This is a genomic window from Kitasatospora sp. NPDC028961 (assembly GCF_055564815.1).
The window spans coordinates 251,593-268,306 of the sequence record NZ_JBVHVO010000006.1 but is presented as its reverse complement, the minus strand read 5'-3'; the positions used below and the strand labels follow the sequence as shown (position 1 = coordinate 268,306).

Below are 16,714 nucleotides of genomic sequence, written 5' to 3'. Positions count from 1 at the left end.
CCCGAGAAAAAAAGACCAAAAAAGACACTCCGGCAAGGGTGGGGAACCAAAAAGAAAACAAAAAACAGAGGGGGGGGGGGGGGGGGGGGAAAGGGGGGGGGGGGGGGGGGGGCCCCCCCCCCCCCACCCCGAAACCTCCGGGAGCCTCCGGGAGCCACCAGGGAGCACGACCCACCCGGTGCCGCGGCGCGGCCCGACCAGAATCCCGGTGACCTGGCGGACGCCCAGGTCACCGGGCGTACGGAAGTCTCGACACCGTACGGGCAAGAGGCGCGGATTCCCGCGCCGGCCGAGTGACAACTCTTGGAGCGCGCACGCCCGGCGGCACTCGAGTGCCGACAACACAGCCGTGTGACAGCTCCGTCCGACCACCAAGGAGATTCTCCGTGTGCAGACGAAGTTCCAGCCGCGGGCACCTGTCCGCAGTACTCACCGCCGTGCTGGCGGTCGTGGCGGCACTGGCGACGCTGGTCGTCGCCAACCCGGCTCAGGCGGCCACCAGCGGCGCCCTGCGCGGCGTGGGTTCCGGTCGGTGCCTCGACGTGCCGAATGCCGGGCAGACCGATGGCACGAACCTGCAGATCTACGACTGCTTCGGCGGGACCAACCAGCTGTGGACGTCGACGGCCGGCAACCAGCTGACCGTGTACGGCAACAAGTGCCTGGATGTTCCGGGCCATGCCACCACGGCCGGCACCAAGGTGCAGATCTGGACCTGTAGCGGCGGTGCGAACCAGCAGTGGCGGGTGAACTCCGACGGCACGGTCGTCGGCCTGGAGTCCGGGCTCTGCCTGGACGTGACGGGCGCCGGTACGGCCAACGGCACGGCCGTGGGGCTCCGGACGTGCGGCGGCGGCAGCAACCAGAAGTGGACCGGCCTGACCGGGACGACGCCACCGGGCGGCCCATGTGCTCTTCCGTCGACGTACCGCTGGTCGTCGACGGGTGCGCTCGCGCAGCCGGCGAACGGGTGGACCTCGGTGAAGGACTTCACCACCGTGGTGTACAACGGCAAGCACCTGGTCTACGCGTCGGACGTGTCGGGCTCGTCGTACGGGTCGATGATGTTCAGCCCCTTCACCGACTGGTCGGACATGGCGTCGGCCGGCCAGACCGGGATGAGCCAGTCCACGGTGGCGCCCACGCTGTTCTACTTCGCGCCCAAGAACATCTGGGTGCTGGCCTACCAGTGGGGTGCCTGGCCCTTCATCTACCGGACGTCGAGCGACCCCACCAACCCCAACGGCTGGTCCGCGCCGCAGCCGCTGTTCACCGGCAGCATCCCGGGCGCCGCCCCGATCGACCAGACCCTGATCGCCGACGGCCAGAACATGTACCTGTTCTTCGCCGGTGACAACGGCAGCATCTACCGGGCGAGCATGCCGATCGGGAACTTCCCCGGCAACTTCGGCTCGTCGTACACGACAGTCATGAGCGACACGGTGAAGAACCTGTTCGAGGCGCCGCAGGTCTACAAGGTCCAGGGCCAGAACCAGTACCTCATGATCGTCGAGGCCCGGGGGGTGAACGAGCAGCGCTACTTCCGCTCGTTCACCGCCACCAGCCTGAGCGGGTCCTGGACCCCGCAGGCCGCCACCGAGAGCAACCCCTTCGCCGGCAAGGCCAACAGCGGTGCCACCTGGACCAACGACATCAGCCACGGTGACCTGGTCCGCGACAACCCCGACCAGACCATGACCATCGACCCCTGCAACCTGCAGTTCCTCTACCAGGGCAAGTCCCCCACCGCGAACGGCCCCTACGACCAGCTGCCGTACCGGCCGGGCGTCCTCACCCTGCGGCGCTGACCTGCCCGAGCCACGGTGCTCGCGATCGGGTGGAGTCTGCCCGGTACGTGGAGCAGCGGTCCACGACGTGGGCCACGAAGCCGTGCCCCGGGCCCGGCCCCCGCCGCACGCGCCCCCGCTCGACGGGGGCCCGCGGCGGGGGCCGTCTCCGCACCGCTCCACGGTCAGTAGCCGTAGATCATCTTGTCTGCGACCTCGGCCAGGAACTGCCCGGCGGTCGATCCGGCGCCGACGCCGCAGTTTCCGTCGGACTCACCGGGCACCGTGATCCACAACAGCAGCTCGGCGCCGCCGCCCCACCGGGTCGTGGTCCCGATCCTCCGCCCCGCCGGGTTGCACCTGGCCGGATTCGCGGCCTGGGGTGCCACCGCCCGTCCCGTGCCGCTGTCCCGGGGCGGCGGCGGACGCGTTGGGGTCAGAACCCCTGGGCCAGCCGGTGGTAAGCCTGGTTCCAGCGCAGTTCCTTGGTGAACCGGCGGATGTTCGTGTCGTCGTCGATCACCAGCAGCTCCACGCCGATCATCTGGGCGAGGTCCTCCAGTTCCTCGACCCCGAGCGCACCGGAGAACACGGTGTGGTGCGGTGCGCCTGCCGTCAGCCAGGCCTCGGTGGAGGTGCGCAGGTCCGGACGCGGCGTCCAGACGGCGCGGGCGACGGGCAGGTTGGGCAGCGGTGCCGGCGGCTCGACCACGTCGACCTCGTTGGCGACCATTCGGAAGCGGTCGCCGAGGTCCGCCAGGCCGACCACCACCGCGGGACCGGGCTCGGCGTCGAAGACCAGCCGGACCGGGTCCTCGCGCCCGCCGATGGCGAGCGGATGGATCTCGCAGGACGGGGTGGCCGCCGCGATGCTCGGGCAGACCTCCAGCATGTGGGCACCGAGGATCAGCTCGCGGCCGGGCTCCAGGTGGTAGGTGTAGTCCTCCATGAAGGAGGTACCTCCGGGCAGTCCGGTGGCGGCCGCCTTGAGGGTGCGCAGCAGGGTCGCGGTCTTCCAGTCGCCCTCGCCGCCGAAGCCGTAGCCGTCGGCCATCAGCCGCTGCACGGCGAGGCCGGGCAGCTGGCGAAGCCCGCCGAGGTCCTCGAAGTTGGTGGTGAAGGCCCGGAAGCCGCCCTGTTCGAGGAACCCGCGCAGGCCGAGTTCGATCCGCGCGGCGTACCGCAGCGACTCGTGGCGCTCCCCGCCGACCCGCAGCTCGGGCGCGAGGCGGTAGCCGTCCTCGTACTCCTTGACCAGCGCGGTGACGTCGCTCTCCCCCGTCGCGTCCACGGCCTCGACGAGGTCGTTGACGCCGTAGGTGTTGACTGAGACGCCGAAGCGGAGTTGGGCTTCGACCTTGTCGCCCTCGGTGACGGCGACGTCGCGCATGTTGTCGCCGAAGCGGGCGAGCTTCAGGTCGCGCAGTTCGGCCCGGCCGACGGCCGCTCGGGCCCAGGTGGCGATCCTGGCGGACACCGCCGGGTCGCTGACGTGTCCGGCGACGGTCGTGCGCGGCACCCCGAGGCGGGACTGGATGTAGCCGAACTCGCGGTCGCCGTGGGCGGCCTGGTTCAGGTTCATGAAGTCCATGTCGATCGTCTGCCACGGCAGTTCGACGTCGGCCTGGGTGTGCAGGTGGAGCAGCGGTTTCTGCAGGGCGTCCAGGCCGGCGATCCACATCTTCGCCGGGGAGAAGGTGTGCATCCAGGCGATCAGGCCGATGCAGTCGTCGGCGGAGTTCGCCTCCAGGCAGACCCGGCGAATCGCCGCGGCGTCGGTGAGGACGGGCTTCCAGACGATCTCGACCGGCACCGCGGCGTCGCCGTCCAGGGTCTCGGCGATCCGCCGGGACTGCCCCGCGACCTGGCGCAGCGTCTCCTCGCCGTAGAGTTCCTGACTGCCGGTCAGGAACCAGACCTGGCGGCTCTCCAGTGGCTTCTTCATGGGGTGGCTCCTCACCGGGCCTGGGGCTGGCCGTAGACGTTCTGGTAGCGGAAGTTGAGACTGTCGATGTCCGCCTGGGCGATCGGCAGGGGCTCGCCGAGCTGGCGGGAGAGGTGGACGGTGCGGGCGACGTCCTCGCACATCACGGCGGCCTTGACCGCCGCCTCGGCGTCCTTGCCGATGGTGAACACACCGTGGTTCTGCATCAGGACGGCGGGCGAGCGGTGGCCCTTGAGGGTGTCCACGATGCCCCGGCCGATCGAGTCGTCGCCGATCAGGGCGAAGGGACCGACCGGGATCTCGGCGCCGAACTCGTCGGCCATCGCGGTGAGGACGCAGGGGACGGCCTCGCCGCGGGCGGCCCAGGCGCAGGCGTAGGTGGAGTGGGTGTGGACCACCCCGCCGACCTCGGGGAGGTGGCGGTAGACGTAGGCATGCGCGGCGGTGTCGGAGGAGGGCGCATGGCCGCCTTCGACGACGTTGCCGTCCAGATCGCAGACGATCATGTTCTGCGGTGTCAGTTCGTCGTAGGAGACGCCGCTGGGCTTGATCACGAGCAGGTCCTCGCCGGGGACGCGGGCCGAGACGTTGCCGGCGGTCCAGACCACCAGGTTGTAGCGGACCAGTTCCCGGTGCAGGTCGCTGACCTGTCGGCGGATGAGGTCGATGGTCGCGTTCGCGTTCACAGTGCCTCGCTGGGTGTGGTGAGGGCGGCGTTCCGGATGTCGCGCAGGCGGTGCAGGAGCTTGTCGGCGCCGAGGCCGAAGTGGTCGTGCAGGGCGCGGTACTCGGCGAAGAGCCGGTCGTACACGTCGGCGGCGGCCTGGTCCGGCCGGTAGGCGCCCCGCCGCACCCGGCCCATGGCGTCGGCCGCGGTCCGTACGTCCGGGTAGGCCCCGGCGGCGACCGCGGCATGGATCGCCGAGCCGAGCGCGGGTCCCTGCTCCGACTCGGCCACCGAGACCGGCCGGCGCAGCACGTCGGCGTAGATCTGCATCAGCAGGGCGTTCTTCTTGAGGCCGCCGGTGACGATGAACTCGGTGACCGGGACCCCACCGCGTTCCAGCGCCTCGACGATGACCCGGGTGCCGAAGGCGGTGGCCTCCAGCAGGGCCCGGTAGATCTCCTCGGGGCGGGTGGCGAGGGTGAGTCCGACGATCACGCCGGACAGGTGGTGGTCGACCAGGGTGGAGCGGTTGCCGTTCATCCAGTCGAGCGCCACCAGGCCGTGGGCGCCGACGGGTTGGGCGGCGGCCTTGCGGCTGAGCAGTCGGTGCAGGTCCTCGCCGCCGGCCTCGGCCTCGGCCAGGTAGTCGGCAGGCACGCCCTGGCGCAGCCACCAGGCGAAGATGTCGCCGACGGCGCTCTGGCCGGCCTCGTAGCCGTAGGAGCCGGCGACGATGCCGTCCTGGACCACGCCACAGATGCCGGGGACGTCCGCGAGCACCGCGCCGTTGACGACGTGACAGGTGGACGTGCCCATGATGGCGAGGAGCCGGCCGTTGTCGACGGCGCGGGCGGCCGGGGCGGCGACGTGGGCGTCGACGTTGCCGGCGGCCACCGCGATGCCCTCCCGCAGGCCGGTCCACTGCGCCGCCCGTGCGGTGAGGGAACCGACCCGGGAGCCGAGAGGGGAGAGCGGGTGCTCCAGGCGGGTGCGGGCGAAGTCGGCGAAGTCCGGGTGGAGCGCGGCGAGGTAGTCCTCGCTCGGGTAACTCCCGTCCTGGTGGATGCCCTTGTAGCCGGCCGTGCAGGCGTTGCGGCTCTCGGCGCCGGTGAGCTGCCAGACGATCCAGTCGGCGGCCTCGACCCAGCGGGCGGTCGCGGCGTAGACGGCCGGGTCCTCCTCCAGGACCTGGAGTGCCTTGGCGTACTGCCACTCGGCGGAGATCCGGCCACCGTAGCGGGAGATCCACTTCTCGCCCCTGGCGTGGGCCAGGGCGTTGATCCGGTCGGCCTGGCCCTGGGCGGCGTGGTGCTTCCAGAGCTTGGGCCAGGCATGCGGGCGGGTCGCCCACCCGGACGTCTCGGCGAGCGGGGTGCCGTCGGCGAGCACCGGCAGGACGGTGCAGGCCGTGAAGTCGGTGGCGATCCCGATGACGTGCGCCGGGTCGACCCCGGCGGCGGCGAGTGCGGCGGGGACGGCGGTGCGCAGCACCTCGCGCCAGTCACCGGGGTGCTGCAGCGCCCAGTCGGGCGGGAGCGGCCGGCCGGCGCCGGGCAGTTCGCGCTCGATGACGGCGTGCGGGTAGTCGTGGACGGCGGTTCCCACCTCCTCACCGTCCCGCACCCGGACCACCACGGCGCGGCCGGAGAGCGTGCCGAAGTCGATTCCGACCACGTAGCGGTCCGGATCCGGGGCGGCGGGATTGTTGGTCACGTGTGCTCATCCTTCGTACGGGGTAGCGGCGTTGGTGCCGTGAGCAACTGTTGTCGCCTGTCGCCGGCACGGTCCATGACCGGGGCGGGGGGAGCACACCGGCGACAAGCGCCGTTCCGCCACCTCTCCCTCATGGAGGGCGGAACGCGGGGACCACCGGCCGAGCACTCAGAAGCGGGATGTCAGTGCGCGGCCGGTGGAGCTGGGAGGCTCTTGTTAACGCTCACAGGAATTGTGAGCGTTAACAATATCCGTGTCAAGAGAAGTTCCCTGGTCGGCGGCCAGGTTCGGAACGGCAGAACAGGGGCGCTACCGCGGACCTGCCGGCGGCTCAAGGCCGGGCAGCGGGGCCCACACTGTGGCGCAGCACCAGCTCCGGGGAGATCTGCACCTGGGCGGGAGAGTGCGCGGTGCCCTCCAGCTCCTCGACGAGCAGTTCCAGAGCCCGCCTGCCGAGTTCGCCGAAGTCCTGCCGCACGGTGGTCAGCGGCGGGATGAAGTAGGCGGCCTCCGGAATGTCGTCGAAGCCGACCACGCTGATCTCCGCCGGGACCGACCGGCCGGCCTCGTTCAGGGCACGCAGCAGGCCGAGGGCCATCTGGTCGTTGGCGCAGAAGACGGCCGTGACATCGGGCAGTTCGGCGATCCGCAGCCCCGCCTGGTAGCCCGAGCGGGCGCTCCAGTCGCCACGCTCCACGTCCGGCACGGGGGCTCCCGCCGCCTGCAGCGCGAGGCGCCACCCTTCCTCGCGGTCCTGGCTCTCGACCCAGTTCGCCGGCCCCGCCACGTGGTGCACGGTGCGGTGGCCCAGGTCGAGCAGGTGCCCGGTGGCCTCTCCGGCACCGAAGCGGTTGCCCACCGACACCATCGGCACCTGCGTCTGCCTGCCCGATCCGACCGCGACGACCGGCACCGAGCTGGAGAGCCGGGCCACCGCGCTGACGGCGGAGGTCTGCGGCGCGATCACCACGACGCCCTCCACCCCCTGGTCGCGCAGCCGGTCGACGGCCTCCTGGACCGATCGGCCGTCCAGCGAGCGCAGGCTGGTCACGCTGACGAAGTACCCGGCACTGCGTGCGGCCTGCTCGATTCCGTCCAGCATCGAGGCGGGCCCGTAGAGCGTCGAGTCGAAGCTGACGACGCCAAGGGTCTGCGAACGACGGGTGACCAGGGCGCGGGCGGCGGAGTTGGGCCGGTAGTCCAGCTCCCGGATGGCCGCCAGCACCCGGTCCCGGGTGTCCGGCCGGACGTGCGGCGCACCGTTGAGCACCCGGGACACCGTCTGGTGGGACACACCCGCCAGTTTCGCCACGTCCGCCATCACGGGCTGGCGCTGTTCCGTCCCGGCACTCTCGGTTCCCACTCGCAGTCCCCTCTCGGCTGTGACCACAGTACGCGACCAGGTCCAGGCCAATTCGTCACCCTCGATCCGAAGGGTGGTCCTCTTCTTACCAGCCCTTCCGGCCGCCGGCATGTGGCCATTGCGGCGAGGGAGCGCTCCGGAGTTCGCCCCAACCATCAAAAGGGGTCGGATCGAACTTTTCGGGCACGTACATGATCTCGACGCCCCCGGCGCCTTCCCGCTTCGCAGCCGGGCCACAGCGCCGAAGGCCGGGACGGCGGAATCGCATGCCCACCCGGTGACACCGTCCGGGGCCCCGCCGCCGAGCCGAAGCATCTGCCGGAAGTGGCCGAACGGAAACACCGGGCGGAAGCAGGCGGGCCAAGACGGCCGGGCCCCGGCTCCGCTCGCCGCGGAACCGGGCCCGGCCGGGCGGGTCGTCAGCCGAACGTCCACCGCCAGTCGTCGCCGCCCAGCAGCTCCGCAACTGCACGGGCGTTGCCGTTCGCGACCGTCACCCCGACACCGGGCCGCCAACGCCGGGTCGGCGTCGCCTCAACGCGACCCGTTCGCCGCCCGGTTGGCGGTCGACGCGCAAGCGACCACACCCGCGGCGACTCGACTCGGCCACCCCGGCCGATCGCCTGAACGCCAAGCGCGGCGAGGAGGTCCTGAGCCCGCACCGGATCCCGCCGCCCGCCCGTCGGTCGCCACGCCCTCACCCGACGACTTCCGGCAGATCCTCCCCTTCCCCCCGCAGCGCACCGCGCGCCCGGCCGACGGCGCACCGCGATCCAACGGTGATCCCGGACCCTCTTGACGCCACCTTTGTGAGCGTTAACAATTCATTTCACGCCAGGCCAGAGCCATCGCCGCCGAACACTCCACAGCGCGAGGAACCGCTCCGGCCGGCCCCGCTCGACCGCTCCCAGTCGCCCATCAGGGGTTCTCTGTGCCCGGTCGCGGAACATCACTGGAGGAACTGTGCGGAAGATTTCGGCGGGCCTGGTCGCCGGGGGCCTGGTGCTCTCGCTGGCGGCCTGCGGCCAGAGTGCCAACGGTGCCGGTGACGGCCCCGCCACGGGCGACGCCAAGGGTGGCCTGGTCGGCATCGCGATGCCGACCAAGTCGTCGGAACGCTGGATCAACGACGGCACCAACATGGTCAAGGAGTTCCAGACCAAGGGCTACAGGACAGACCTGCAGTACGGCGACAACGTGGTGGAGAACCAGGTCTCCCAGGTGGAGAACATGATCACCAAGGGCGCCAAGCTGCTGGTGATCGCGGCCATCGACGGCTCCTCCCTCACCAACGTGCTGCAGAAGGCCGCCGACGCCCACATCCCGGTGATCTCCTACGACCGGCTGATCCGCGGCACGGCGAACGTCGACTACTACGCGACCTTCGACAACACGAAGGTCGGTGTCCTCCAGGGCAGCTACATCGTCGACAAGCTCGGCCTCAAGGACGGCAAGGGGCCGTTCAACATCGAACTGTTCGCCGGTTCCCCGGACGACAACAACGCCACCTTCTTCTTCAACGGCGCGATGAGCGTCCTCAAGCCGTACATCGACCAGAAGAAGCTGGTCGTGCAGAGCGGCCAGACCGACTTCAACCAGGTCGCCACGCTGCGCTGGGACGGCGGTGTCGCCCAGTCCCGGATGGACAACCTGCTGAGCAAGGCCTACACCTCCGCCCACGTCGACGCCGTGCTCTCGCCGTACGACGGCATCTCGATCGGAATCCTGTCCTCGCTCAAGGGCGTCGGGTACGGCACCGTCAAGTCGCTGCCGGTCGTCACGGGCCAGGACGGCGAGCTGGCCTCGGTGAAGTCGATCATCGCGGGCGAGCAGACCCAGACCGTCTACAAGGACACCCGCCAACTGGCCAAGGCCGCCGTCCAGATGGGCGACGCACTGCTGACCGGCGGAAAGCCCGAGGTCAACGACACCAGCCAGTACAACAACGGCGCGAAGACCGTCCCGGCGCAGCTGCTCCAGCCGGTCAGTGTCGACAAGGACAACTACCAGCAGGTCCTGGTCGACAGCGGCCAGTACACCGCGGACCAGCTCAAGTAGCCAGCGGGGCCCGGCCGACGGGCCCCGCGCCGAGACCGGCGGTACGGATCCCGGGCTCCCCGGAGCCCGGGGCCCTCCCCCACCGCACCGCCCCGAACGATACGGACGCACACCCATGGCTGGACCCGTTCTCGAAATGCGGTCGATCAGCAAGTCGTTCCCCGGTGTCAAAGCGCTCTCCGAGGTCAACCTGACCGTCTCCGCCGGCGAGGTGCACGCCATCTGCGGCGAGAACGGCGCCGGCAAGTCCACCCTGATGAAGGTGCTCAGCGGCGTCTACCCGCACGGCGCCTACGAGGGCGAGATCCTCTTCGAGGGCGAGCCCTGCCGGTTCAGGGACATCCGGGCCAGCGAGCAGCGCGGCATCGTCATCATCCACCAGGAACTGGCGCTGGTGCCGTACCTGTCCATCGCCGAGAACGTCTTCCTCGGCAACGAACACGCCTCCCGCGGCATCATCAGCTGGCGCCGGACGCTCACCCACGCCGCCGAACTGCTCCGCCAGGTCGGCCTCGACGAGAGCCCGCACACCCGGATCGCCGACCTCGGCGTGGGCAAGCAGCAGCTGGTCGAGATCGCCAAGGCGCTGGCCAAGAAGGTCAAGCTGCTCATCCTGGACGAGCCGACCGCGGCGCTGAACGACGAGGACAGCCGCAAGCTGCTCGACCTGATCCTCGAACTCAAGGCGCAGGGCATCTCCTGCATCATCATCTCGCACAAGCTGAACGAGATCGCCCGGGTCGCGGACTCCGTGACCATCCTGCGCGACGGGCAGACCATCGAGACCATCGCGATCGGCCCGGGGGGCGCCTCCGAGGACCGGATCATCCGCGGCATGGTCGGCCGCGACCTGGAGCACCGCTACCCCGAGCGACAGCCCTTCACCGGTGACGGCGCCGGCGCCGGCGAACTCGCCTTCGAGGTCGAGGACTGGAGCGTCCGGCACCCCATCGACCAGCAGCGCATGGTGGTGGACGGCGCCTCGCTGAACGTGCGCCGCGGTGAGATCGTCGGCATCGCCGGCCTGATGGGCGCCGGCCGTACCGAGCTGGCGATGAGCGTCTTCGGCCGCTCGTACGGGCGGTGGGCCGCCGGCCGGGTGCGGCTGCACGGCCGGGAGATCCGCACCCGGACGGTGCCCGAGGCGATCGGGCACGGCATCGCGTACGTGACCGAGGACCGCAAGCAGCTCGGCCTCAACCTCATCGACGACATCAGCCGGAACATCTCGCTGAGCGCGCTCGGCAAGGTCGCCAGGTACGGCCGGGTCAACCGACACGAGGAGAACAAGGTCGCCGAATCCTTCCGGCGCACCATGAACATCAAGGCCCCGACGGTGTTCACCCGGACCGGCACGCTCAGCGGCGGAAACCAGCAGAAGGTCGTCCTCAGCAAGTGGATCTTCGCCGAGCCGGAGGTGCTGATCCTCGACGAGCCCACCCGTGGCATCGACATCGGCGCGAAGGCGGAGATCTACACGGTCATCGCCGAGTTGGCCGCCCAGGGCAAGGCCGTGCTCGTCATCTCGTCCGAACTCCCCGAACTCCTGGGCCTGTGCGACCGGATCTACACCATGGCCGAAGGCCGGATCACCGGCGAGGTGGCCCGTGCCGACGCCACCCAGGAATCCCTCATGCGGCTCATGACCATGAGCGCCGCATCCAGCAACGAGCAGGTGTGAGGCATGGCCCAGACCGAGATCATCCCGGATTCGTCCCCGAAGGCACCGCAGGCCGGCCCCGGCCCCTCCCTCGGCGGCGTACTGGCCCGCGCGCTGCGCGGCAACGTGCGCCAGTACGGCATGCTGCTCGCCCTCGCGCTGATCGTGCTGCTGTTCCAGATCTGGACGGACGGCATCCTGCTCCAGCCGCTCAACATCACCAACCTGGTCCAGCAGAACGGCTACATCCTCATCCTGGCGATCGGGATGATGATCGTCATCATCGCCGGGCACATCGACCTCTCGGTCGGCTCGCTGGCCGCCTTCGTGGGGGCCGCCGCTGCGGTGATGATGGTCAAGCACCACCTGCCGTGGCCCGTGGCGGTGCTGGCCGCGCTGGTGATCGGCGCCCTCGCCGGGGCCTGGCAGGGCTTCTGGATCGCCTACCTGGGGATCCCGTCGTTCATCGTCACCCTGGCGGGCATGCTGCTCTTCCGTGGCGGCACCCAGATCCTGCTGCAGGGCCAGTCGGTGGCGCCGTTCCCCAAGGGCTTCCAGAGCATCAGCAGCGGCTTCCTCCCCGAGGTCGGCCCGCACACCGACTACCACAACCTCACCCTGCTGCTGGGCCTCGCGGTGCTGGCCGTCGCGATCCTGCAGGAGGTGCGCGGCCGGCGGCAGACCGTCACGTACGGGCTGGAGCCGCTCCCCCTCGCGCTGTTCCTGGCCAAGCTCGCCGTGATCACCGCGGCGGTGTCCGTCTTCACCCTGCTGCTGGCCAGCTACCACGGCGTGCCGATCGTGCTGCTGATCCTCGGCGCGCTGCTGGTCGGCTTCGGCTATCTGATGCGCAACTCCATCATCGGGCGGCACACCTACGCCATCGGCGGCAACGAGCCGGCGGCCAAGCTCTCCGGGGTGAAGAGCAAGCGGGTCGTCTTCCTCGCCTTCACCAACATGGGCGTCCTCGCGGCGCTGGCCGGGCTGGTCTTCGCCGCCCGCCTGAACGCCGGCACCCCGCAGGCCGGCATCAACTTCGAACTGGAGGCCATCGCCGCCGCCTTCATCGGTGGCGCCTCCGCCAGCGGCGGCGTGGGCACCGTCCTCGGAGCGATCATCGGCGGCCTGGTGCTCGGCGTGCTGAACAACGGCATGTCGCTGGTCGGTGTCGGCACCGACTACCAGCAGGTCATCAAGGGCCTGGTGCTGCTCGCGGCCGTCGGCTTCGACGTCTACAACAAGCGCCGGGCCGGTTCCTGACCCCGGAGCCACCCCGCACGCCCTCGCCCTCGGCCGTCCTCCATCGGACGGCCGAGGGCGACACGCGTTCGCGCCCCGGCGGACTCGACCAGGTCAGCCGGGCACGTGGTCAGGCCCGTGCCCGATCGTCAAGGCCGGACGCGGGCCACGAGAATCTTCGACTGGGCGGCAACCTCGCGCGCACCGGCGGCAACTGATGGACGACACCGAGGGCCGAACACCCCCGGGTCGTCCGATCGATCCCACCGCCGACCGCCGTCGCGCACCGCCTGACCGGGCGGGCGCGTGCTGGCGGGGCCGAAGCAAGGAGTAGCCCCCATGAACGAGACGGATCCCACGGCGGACGGCCGCGACCGGCGCGGCCGCCCGGCCGCCGGTGGTGCGCGGCGTCCCCGCGGGCGGCACCGCCGGCGCTGGACCACGCTGGGCCTGGCCCTGGGGGTGCCCGGTGTGCTCGGCCCCTACCTGCTGTTCGGGCAGGCCGACTCGAAGGCCGCGTCGGTGGACCCCGACGCCTACTACACCGTGGTGTCCGTCCGCAGCGGCAAGGCGCTGGACGTGCCGGGAGCGGACACGGCCGACGGCGCCTGGATACGGCAGATGAACCGCGCGGCCGGCGCCGCGAGCCAGCAGTGGCGGACGCGGCTCACGGGGGACGGCTACTACGAGCTGGAGAACCGCGGCAGCCACAAGGTCCTCGGGGTGCGCGGTGACTCCTCGCAGTCCGCCGCCGCCGTCGAGCAGCAGAGCGACCGCGCCTCCGCCGCCCAGCAGTGGCGGATGCAGGACGTCGGGGACGGCGCGGTGAAGTTCGTCTCCCGCGGCACCGGCATGGTGCTGGACGTGTGGGGCGGCGGCAGCGACGAGGGCGTACCCCTCGTCCAGTACGCCGACCGGGGCAGCACCAACCAGCAGTGGCGGCTGGTCAAGGTGTCCGGCACGGGCGGGTACACCTGGCACAACGCGCAGATCGTCGGCGGCGGCTTCGTCACCGGACTGGTCTTCAACCCCACCCGCAAGGACCTCCTCTACGCCCGGACCGACATCGGCGGCGCCTACCGCTGGGACGCGGCCGCCGGACGGTGGACCTCGCTGACCGACTGGATCGGCGGCACCGACTGGAACCTGCTCGGGATCGAGAGCCTGGCGACCGACCCGGTCGACCCGAACCGGCTGTACCTCGCCAGCGGCACCTACACCAACGACTGGGCGGGCAACGGCGCGATCCTCCGCTCCACCGACCAGGGCCGGACGTTCCAGCGCACCGACCTGCCGTTCAAGCTGGGCGGCAACGAGGACGGCCGGGCCATGGGCGAGCGGCTGGTGGTGGACCCGTCCGACCACCGCACGCTCTACCTGGGCACCCGCAGGAACGGCCTCTGGCGCAGCACCGACTACGGCGTCACCTGGAACCAGGTCGGCGGCTTTCCGGTCAAGGACGGCGCGAGCAGCGGGGTCGGCCTGTCCTTCGTGACCTTCGGCCCGTCCGGCAGCAGGACGATCTACGTCGGCGTGGCCGACAAGTCGACCTCGCTGTACCGCTCCACCGACGGCGGTGCCGGCTGGCAGGCCGTCCCGGGCCAGCCGACGGGGCAGCTGCCGCAGCACGGTGTGCTGTCCGGCGACGGCTCGTTCTACCTGACCTACACCAACGCGCCCGGCCCGAACGGGGTGACGGCCGGCTCGGTGTGGAAGTACGCGCCGTCCACCGGGGCCTGGACGAACGTCTCCCCGTCCAGCGGCGGTTACGGCTTCGCCGGCCTGGCGGTCGACCCGCAGCACCCGGCCACCGTGATGGTGACGACGCTGGACCGCTGGTGGCCCTCCGACGAGCTCTACCGCTCGACCGACGGCGGCGGTGCCTGGAAGGCGCTCGGTGCGAGCTCGGAGCGGGACGACTCCGCGGCGCCCTACGTGGGTACCGGCATCGGGCACTGGATGGGCACGCTGGCCATCGACCCCTTCGACTCCGGGCACGTGCTCTACGGCACCGGATCGGGAATGTGGGGCAGCAGCGACGTGACGGCGGCGGACAGCGGGCGTCCGACCCACTGGACCGTCCCTGCCAGGGGCCTGGAGGAGACCGCGACGCTCGGTCTGGCCAAGCCTCCCGGCCTCCCGCTGATCAGCGCGCTCGGCGACGTCAGCGGGTTCCGGCACGACGACCTCACCAAGGTCCCCGCCAAGGCGCTGAGCGGGCCTCTGTTCACCAACACCACCGGCATCGACTTCGCCCAGGGCAAGCCGGAGTTCATGGTGCGGGTCGGCCTCGGCGGCGCGCAGCACGGCGCCTACTCGACCGACGGCGGTACCGGCTGGACTCCCTTCGCGACGGCTCCGGTGGGCGACGCGGGCGGCGGTTCCACGGCCGTCTCGGCGGACGGCGGAGCCGTGGTGTGGAGCCCCGCGGGCCGGACGCCGTTCCTCTCGACCGACCGGGGCGCGTCCTGGGTGGCGGTCTCCGGTCTGCCCGAGGACACGGCAGTGGTGGCCGACCGTTCGGTCGCGAGCGCCTTCTACGCCCTCAGCGGTGGCACCCTGTACGCCTCCACCGACGGCGGGAGGCACTTCACCGCCCGGGCCGCCGGGCTGGGCGACGGGCAGCTCAAGGCGGTCCCGGGTGTCGCCGGTGACCTGTGGATCGCCGGCGGGGGCAACGGGCTGCGGCACTCCACCGACGGCGGGGCGGGCTTCCGCAAGCTCGACGGCGTCGAGCAGGCGAGCGCCGTCGGTTTCGGCAAGGCCGCACCCGGCGCCGGCTACCAGGCCGTCTACCTCAGCGGGAAGGTGAAGGGCGTGATCGGCCTGTTCCGCTCCACCGACGGCGGCTCGACCTGGGTCCGGATCAACGACGACCAGCACCAGTTCGGCGGGATCGTCATCAACGTCGTCTCCGGCGACCCCGACGTCTACGGCCGGATCTACCTGGGCGGCTACGGCCGCGGCGTGGTCTACGGCGACCCGTCCTGACCGGCCCGGCCCGCGGGCGGCAGATCCGCGTCGCCCGCCCACGGGCCGGCCCCAGGAAACGCCGGACAGCAAGCCGCGTCGGCGCGGCAACCTTTTCGCTCCCCGGCGCCCACTGCGCAGTGCAAATTCGAGTCGATCTACCGAATGGATGGGAATGAGGGCAACGAAGCACGCCGCCCCGCAGTCGAACCGCAGGCGTGGGCTGGTCATGGGCATTCCGTTGGCGCTGGCGGCGATCGGTGTGCTGATGTGCCTGGCCTTCGCACTCCTGCCGGGCCGCGGGGGTGCCGCCGAGTCCGCCGCGCCGGCTGCCGCCGGGTCCGCGGCGCCGGGTTCCGCCGGCTCTGCGGGTGCCGCCGGGTCCGCGGGGGCCACCGGCTCTGCGGGGGCCACCGAGTCGAGCGTTCCGGCCTCCTCCGGCGTCCCGACCGGTGCCACTCCCTCGGCGGCGGCGCCGTCGGTGACCGGCCCCGCGCCCTCGGCCACCGGCACCCCGCCGTCCTCGGCCAGTCCCACGCCGCGGCCGCCGGCCACCACGGCCTCCCCCACCGCGGCCACCCCGTCACCGTCGGCCGCCACCAGCGGTACCGGCGCCGCACCGGCCGCGGCGTCGCCGGCCGGGCGGATCAAGCCCGGGACGAGCTACCAGGGCGTCGCGACCTCCTACGACGCCGCCGACGGCAACGGCGCCTGCTCGTTCGGTCCGTCCGGCGACCTCATGGTCGCGGCGATGAACCACACCGACTACGAGGCGTCCAGGGCGTGCGGAGCGTCGGTGCTCGTCCGCGCCGCCAACGGGGTCGGCATCACGGTGCGGATCGTCAACGAGTGCCCCTTGCCCTGCGCACCCGGGCAGCTCGACCTCAGCCACGAGGCCTTCGCCAGGCTCGCCGAACTCTCGGTGGGCCGCCTCCCGATCACCTGGACGGTGCTGAGCCCCGGCACGGCGCCGGACACGATGTCGATCCGGTACAAGAGCGGGTCCAGCCAGTGGTGGTGCGGGATCCAGGTGATCGGCCACCGGAACCCGGTGGCGGCACTGGAGGTCCGGACCGCCACCGGGTGGCGGCAGCTCGCCCGCACCGACTACAACTACTTCCTCTCCCCCGACGGTGGCGGGTGCGGCGGGCCGATCAGGGTCACCGACGTCTACGGGGAGCAACTGACCGTCGACGGGATCACGGTGAAGCCGGACACCGCCCAGCCGACCCGAGTCCAGTTCGCCCGGCATTGACCGCGCCGCTCGCCCCTCGGCCGGCGGTCCCCCGCCGGGGCGACCACCGCCCCGTCC

General features: G+C 71.3%; 10 protein-coding genes and 1 pseudogene. 6 read left to right on the top strand and 5 right to left on the bottom strand.

All coding sequences use genetic code 11. From position 1 onward, the window contains the following. Positions 1 to 386 precede the first annotated feature (386 nt). Positions 387 to 1,808, top strand: coding sequence for a non-reducing end alpha-L-arabinofuranosidase family hydrolase (locus ACZ4UX_RS15025; RefSeq protein WP_465706931.1), 1,422 nt, complete (start codon positions 387 to 389; stop codon positions 1,806 to 1,808). A gap of 164 nt (positions 1,809 to 1,972) precedes the next feature. Here ACZ4UX_RS15025 and ACZ4UX_RS15020 read toward each other — a convergent pair. The 5 genes and pseudogenes from ACZ4UX_RS15020 to ACZ4UX_RS15000 form a co-directional block, all read right to left on the bottom strand. Then, positions 1,973 to 2,161: pseudogene (locus ACZ4UX_RS15020) on the bottom strand (glycoside hydrolase family 6 protein); the annotation flags it as partial. 62 nt (positions 2,162 to 2,223) lie between these two features. After that, positions 2,224 to 3,732 carry an L-arabinose isomerase gene (gene araA, locus ACZ4UX_RS15015; protein WP_465706930.1) on the bottom strand — a complete coding sequence of 503 codons (1,509 nt, stop codon included), beginning with the start codon at positions 3,730 to 3,732 and terminating at the stop codon, positions 2,224 to 2,226. 11 nt (positions 3,733 to 3,743) lie between these two features. Further along, a complete protein-coding gene (locus ACZ4UX_RS15010; protein ID WP_380381908.1) occupies positions 3,744 to 4,418 on the bottom strand; it encodes an L-ribulose-5-phosphate 4-epimerase in 675 nt (224 codons plus the stop codon). Next, on the bottom strand, positions 4,415 to 6,112 hold the full coding sequence (locus tag ACZ4UX_RS15005) for a ribulokinase (RefSeq protein ID WP_465706929.1): 1,698 nt from the start codon (positions 6,110 to 6,112) through the stop codon (positions 4,415 to 4,417). Before ACZ4UX_RS15005 ends, ACZ4UX_RS15010 begins: the two co-directional genes overlap by 4 nt. A 331-nt stretch (positions 6,113 to 6,443) precedes the next feature. Continuing rightward, positions 6,444 to 7,475, bottom strand: coding sequence for a LacI family DNA-binding transcriptional regulator (locus tag ACZ4UX_RS15000; protein ID WP_465706928.1), 1,032 nt, complete (start codon positions 7,473 to 7,475; stop codon positions 6,444 to 6,446). 963 nt (positions 7,476 to 8,438) lie between these two features. Here ACZ4UX_RS15000 and chvE point away from each other — a divergent pair. The 5 genes from chvE to ACZ4UX_RS14975 all read left to right on the top strand — a co-directional run bounded on the left by chvE (position 8,439) and on the right by ACZ4UX_RS14975 (position 16,657). Further along, on the top strand, positions 8,439 to 9,533 hold the full coding sequence (gene chvE / locus ACZ4UX_RS14995) for a multiple monosaccharide ABC transporter substrate-binding protein (RefSeq protein ID WP_465706927.1): 1,095 nt from the start codon (positions 8,439 to 8,441) through the stop codon (positions 9,531 to 9,533). Positions 9,534 to 9,648: 115 nt separating this feature from the next. Next, positions 9,649 to 11,214 (top strand): multiple monosaccharide ABC transporter ATP-binding protein, encoded by a 1,566-nt coding sequence (gene mmsA / locus ACZ4UX_RS14990; protein ID WP_465706926.1) that lies wholly within the window; start codon positions 9,649 to 9,651, stop codon positions 11,212 to 11,214. 3 nt (positions 11,215 to 11,217) lie between these two features. Next, positions 11,218 to 12,453, top strand: coding sequence for a multiple monosaccharide ABC transporter permease (gene mmsB, locus ACZ4UX_RS14985; protein ID WP_465706925.1), 1,236 nt, complete (start codon positions 11,218 to 11,220; stop codon positions 12,451 to 12,453). 318 nt (positions 12,454 to 12,771) lie between these two features. Then, a complete protein-coding gene (locus tag ACZ4UX_RS14980) occupies positions 12,772 to 15,423 on the top strand; it encodes an RICIN domain-containing protein (protein ID WP_465706924.1) in 2,652 nt (883 codons plus the stop codon). Between the two features lie 154 nt (positions 15,424 to 15,577). Continuing rightward, positions 15,578 to 16,657, top strand: coding sequence for an expansin EXLX1 family cellulose-binding protein (locus ACZ4UX_RS14975; protein WP_465706923.1), 1,080 nt, complete (start codon positions 15,578 to 15,580; stop codon positions 16,655 to 16,657). Positions 16,658 to 16,714 lie beyond the last annotated feature (57 nt).

Coding starts and splice junctions, on each gene's coding strand:
- mmsA (WP_465706926.1), top strand. CDS start 9,649: ATGGCTGGACCCGTTCTCGAAATGCGGTCGATCAGCAAGTCGTTCCCC.
- mmsB (WP_465706925.1), top strand. CDS start 11,218: ATGGCCCAGACCGAGATCATCCCGGATTCGTCCCCGAAGGCACCGCAG.
- araA (WP_465706930.1), bottom strand. CDS start 3,732: ATGAAGAAGCCACTGGAGAGCCGCCAGGTCTGGTTCCTGACCGGCAGT.
- ACZ4UX_RS14980 (WP_465706924.1), top strand. CDS start 12,772: ATGAACGAGACGGATCCCACGGCGGACGGCCGCGACCGGCGCGGCCGC.
- ACZ4UX_RS14975 (WP_465706923.1), top strand. CDS start 15,578: ATGAGGGCAACGAAGCACGCCGCCCCGCAGTCGAACCGCAGGCGTGGG.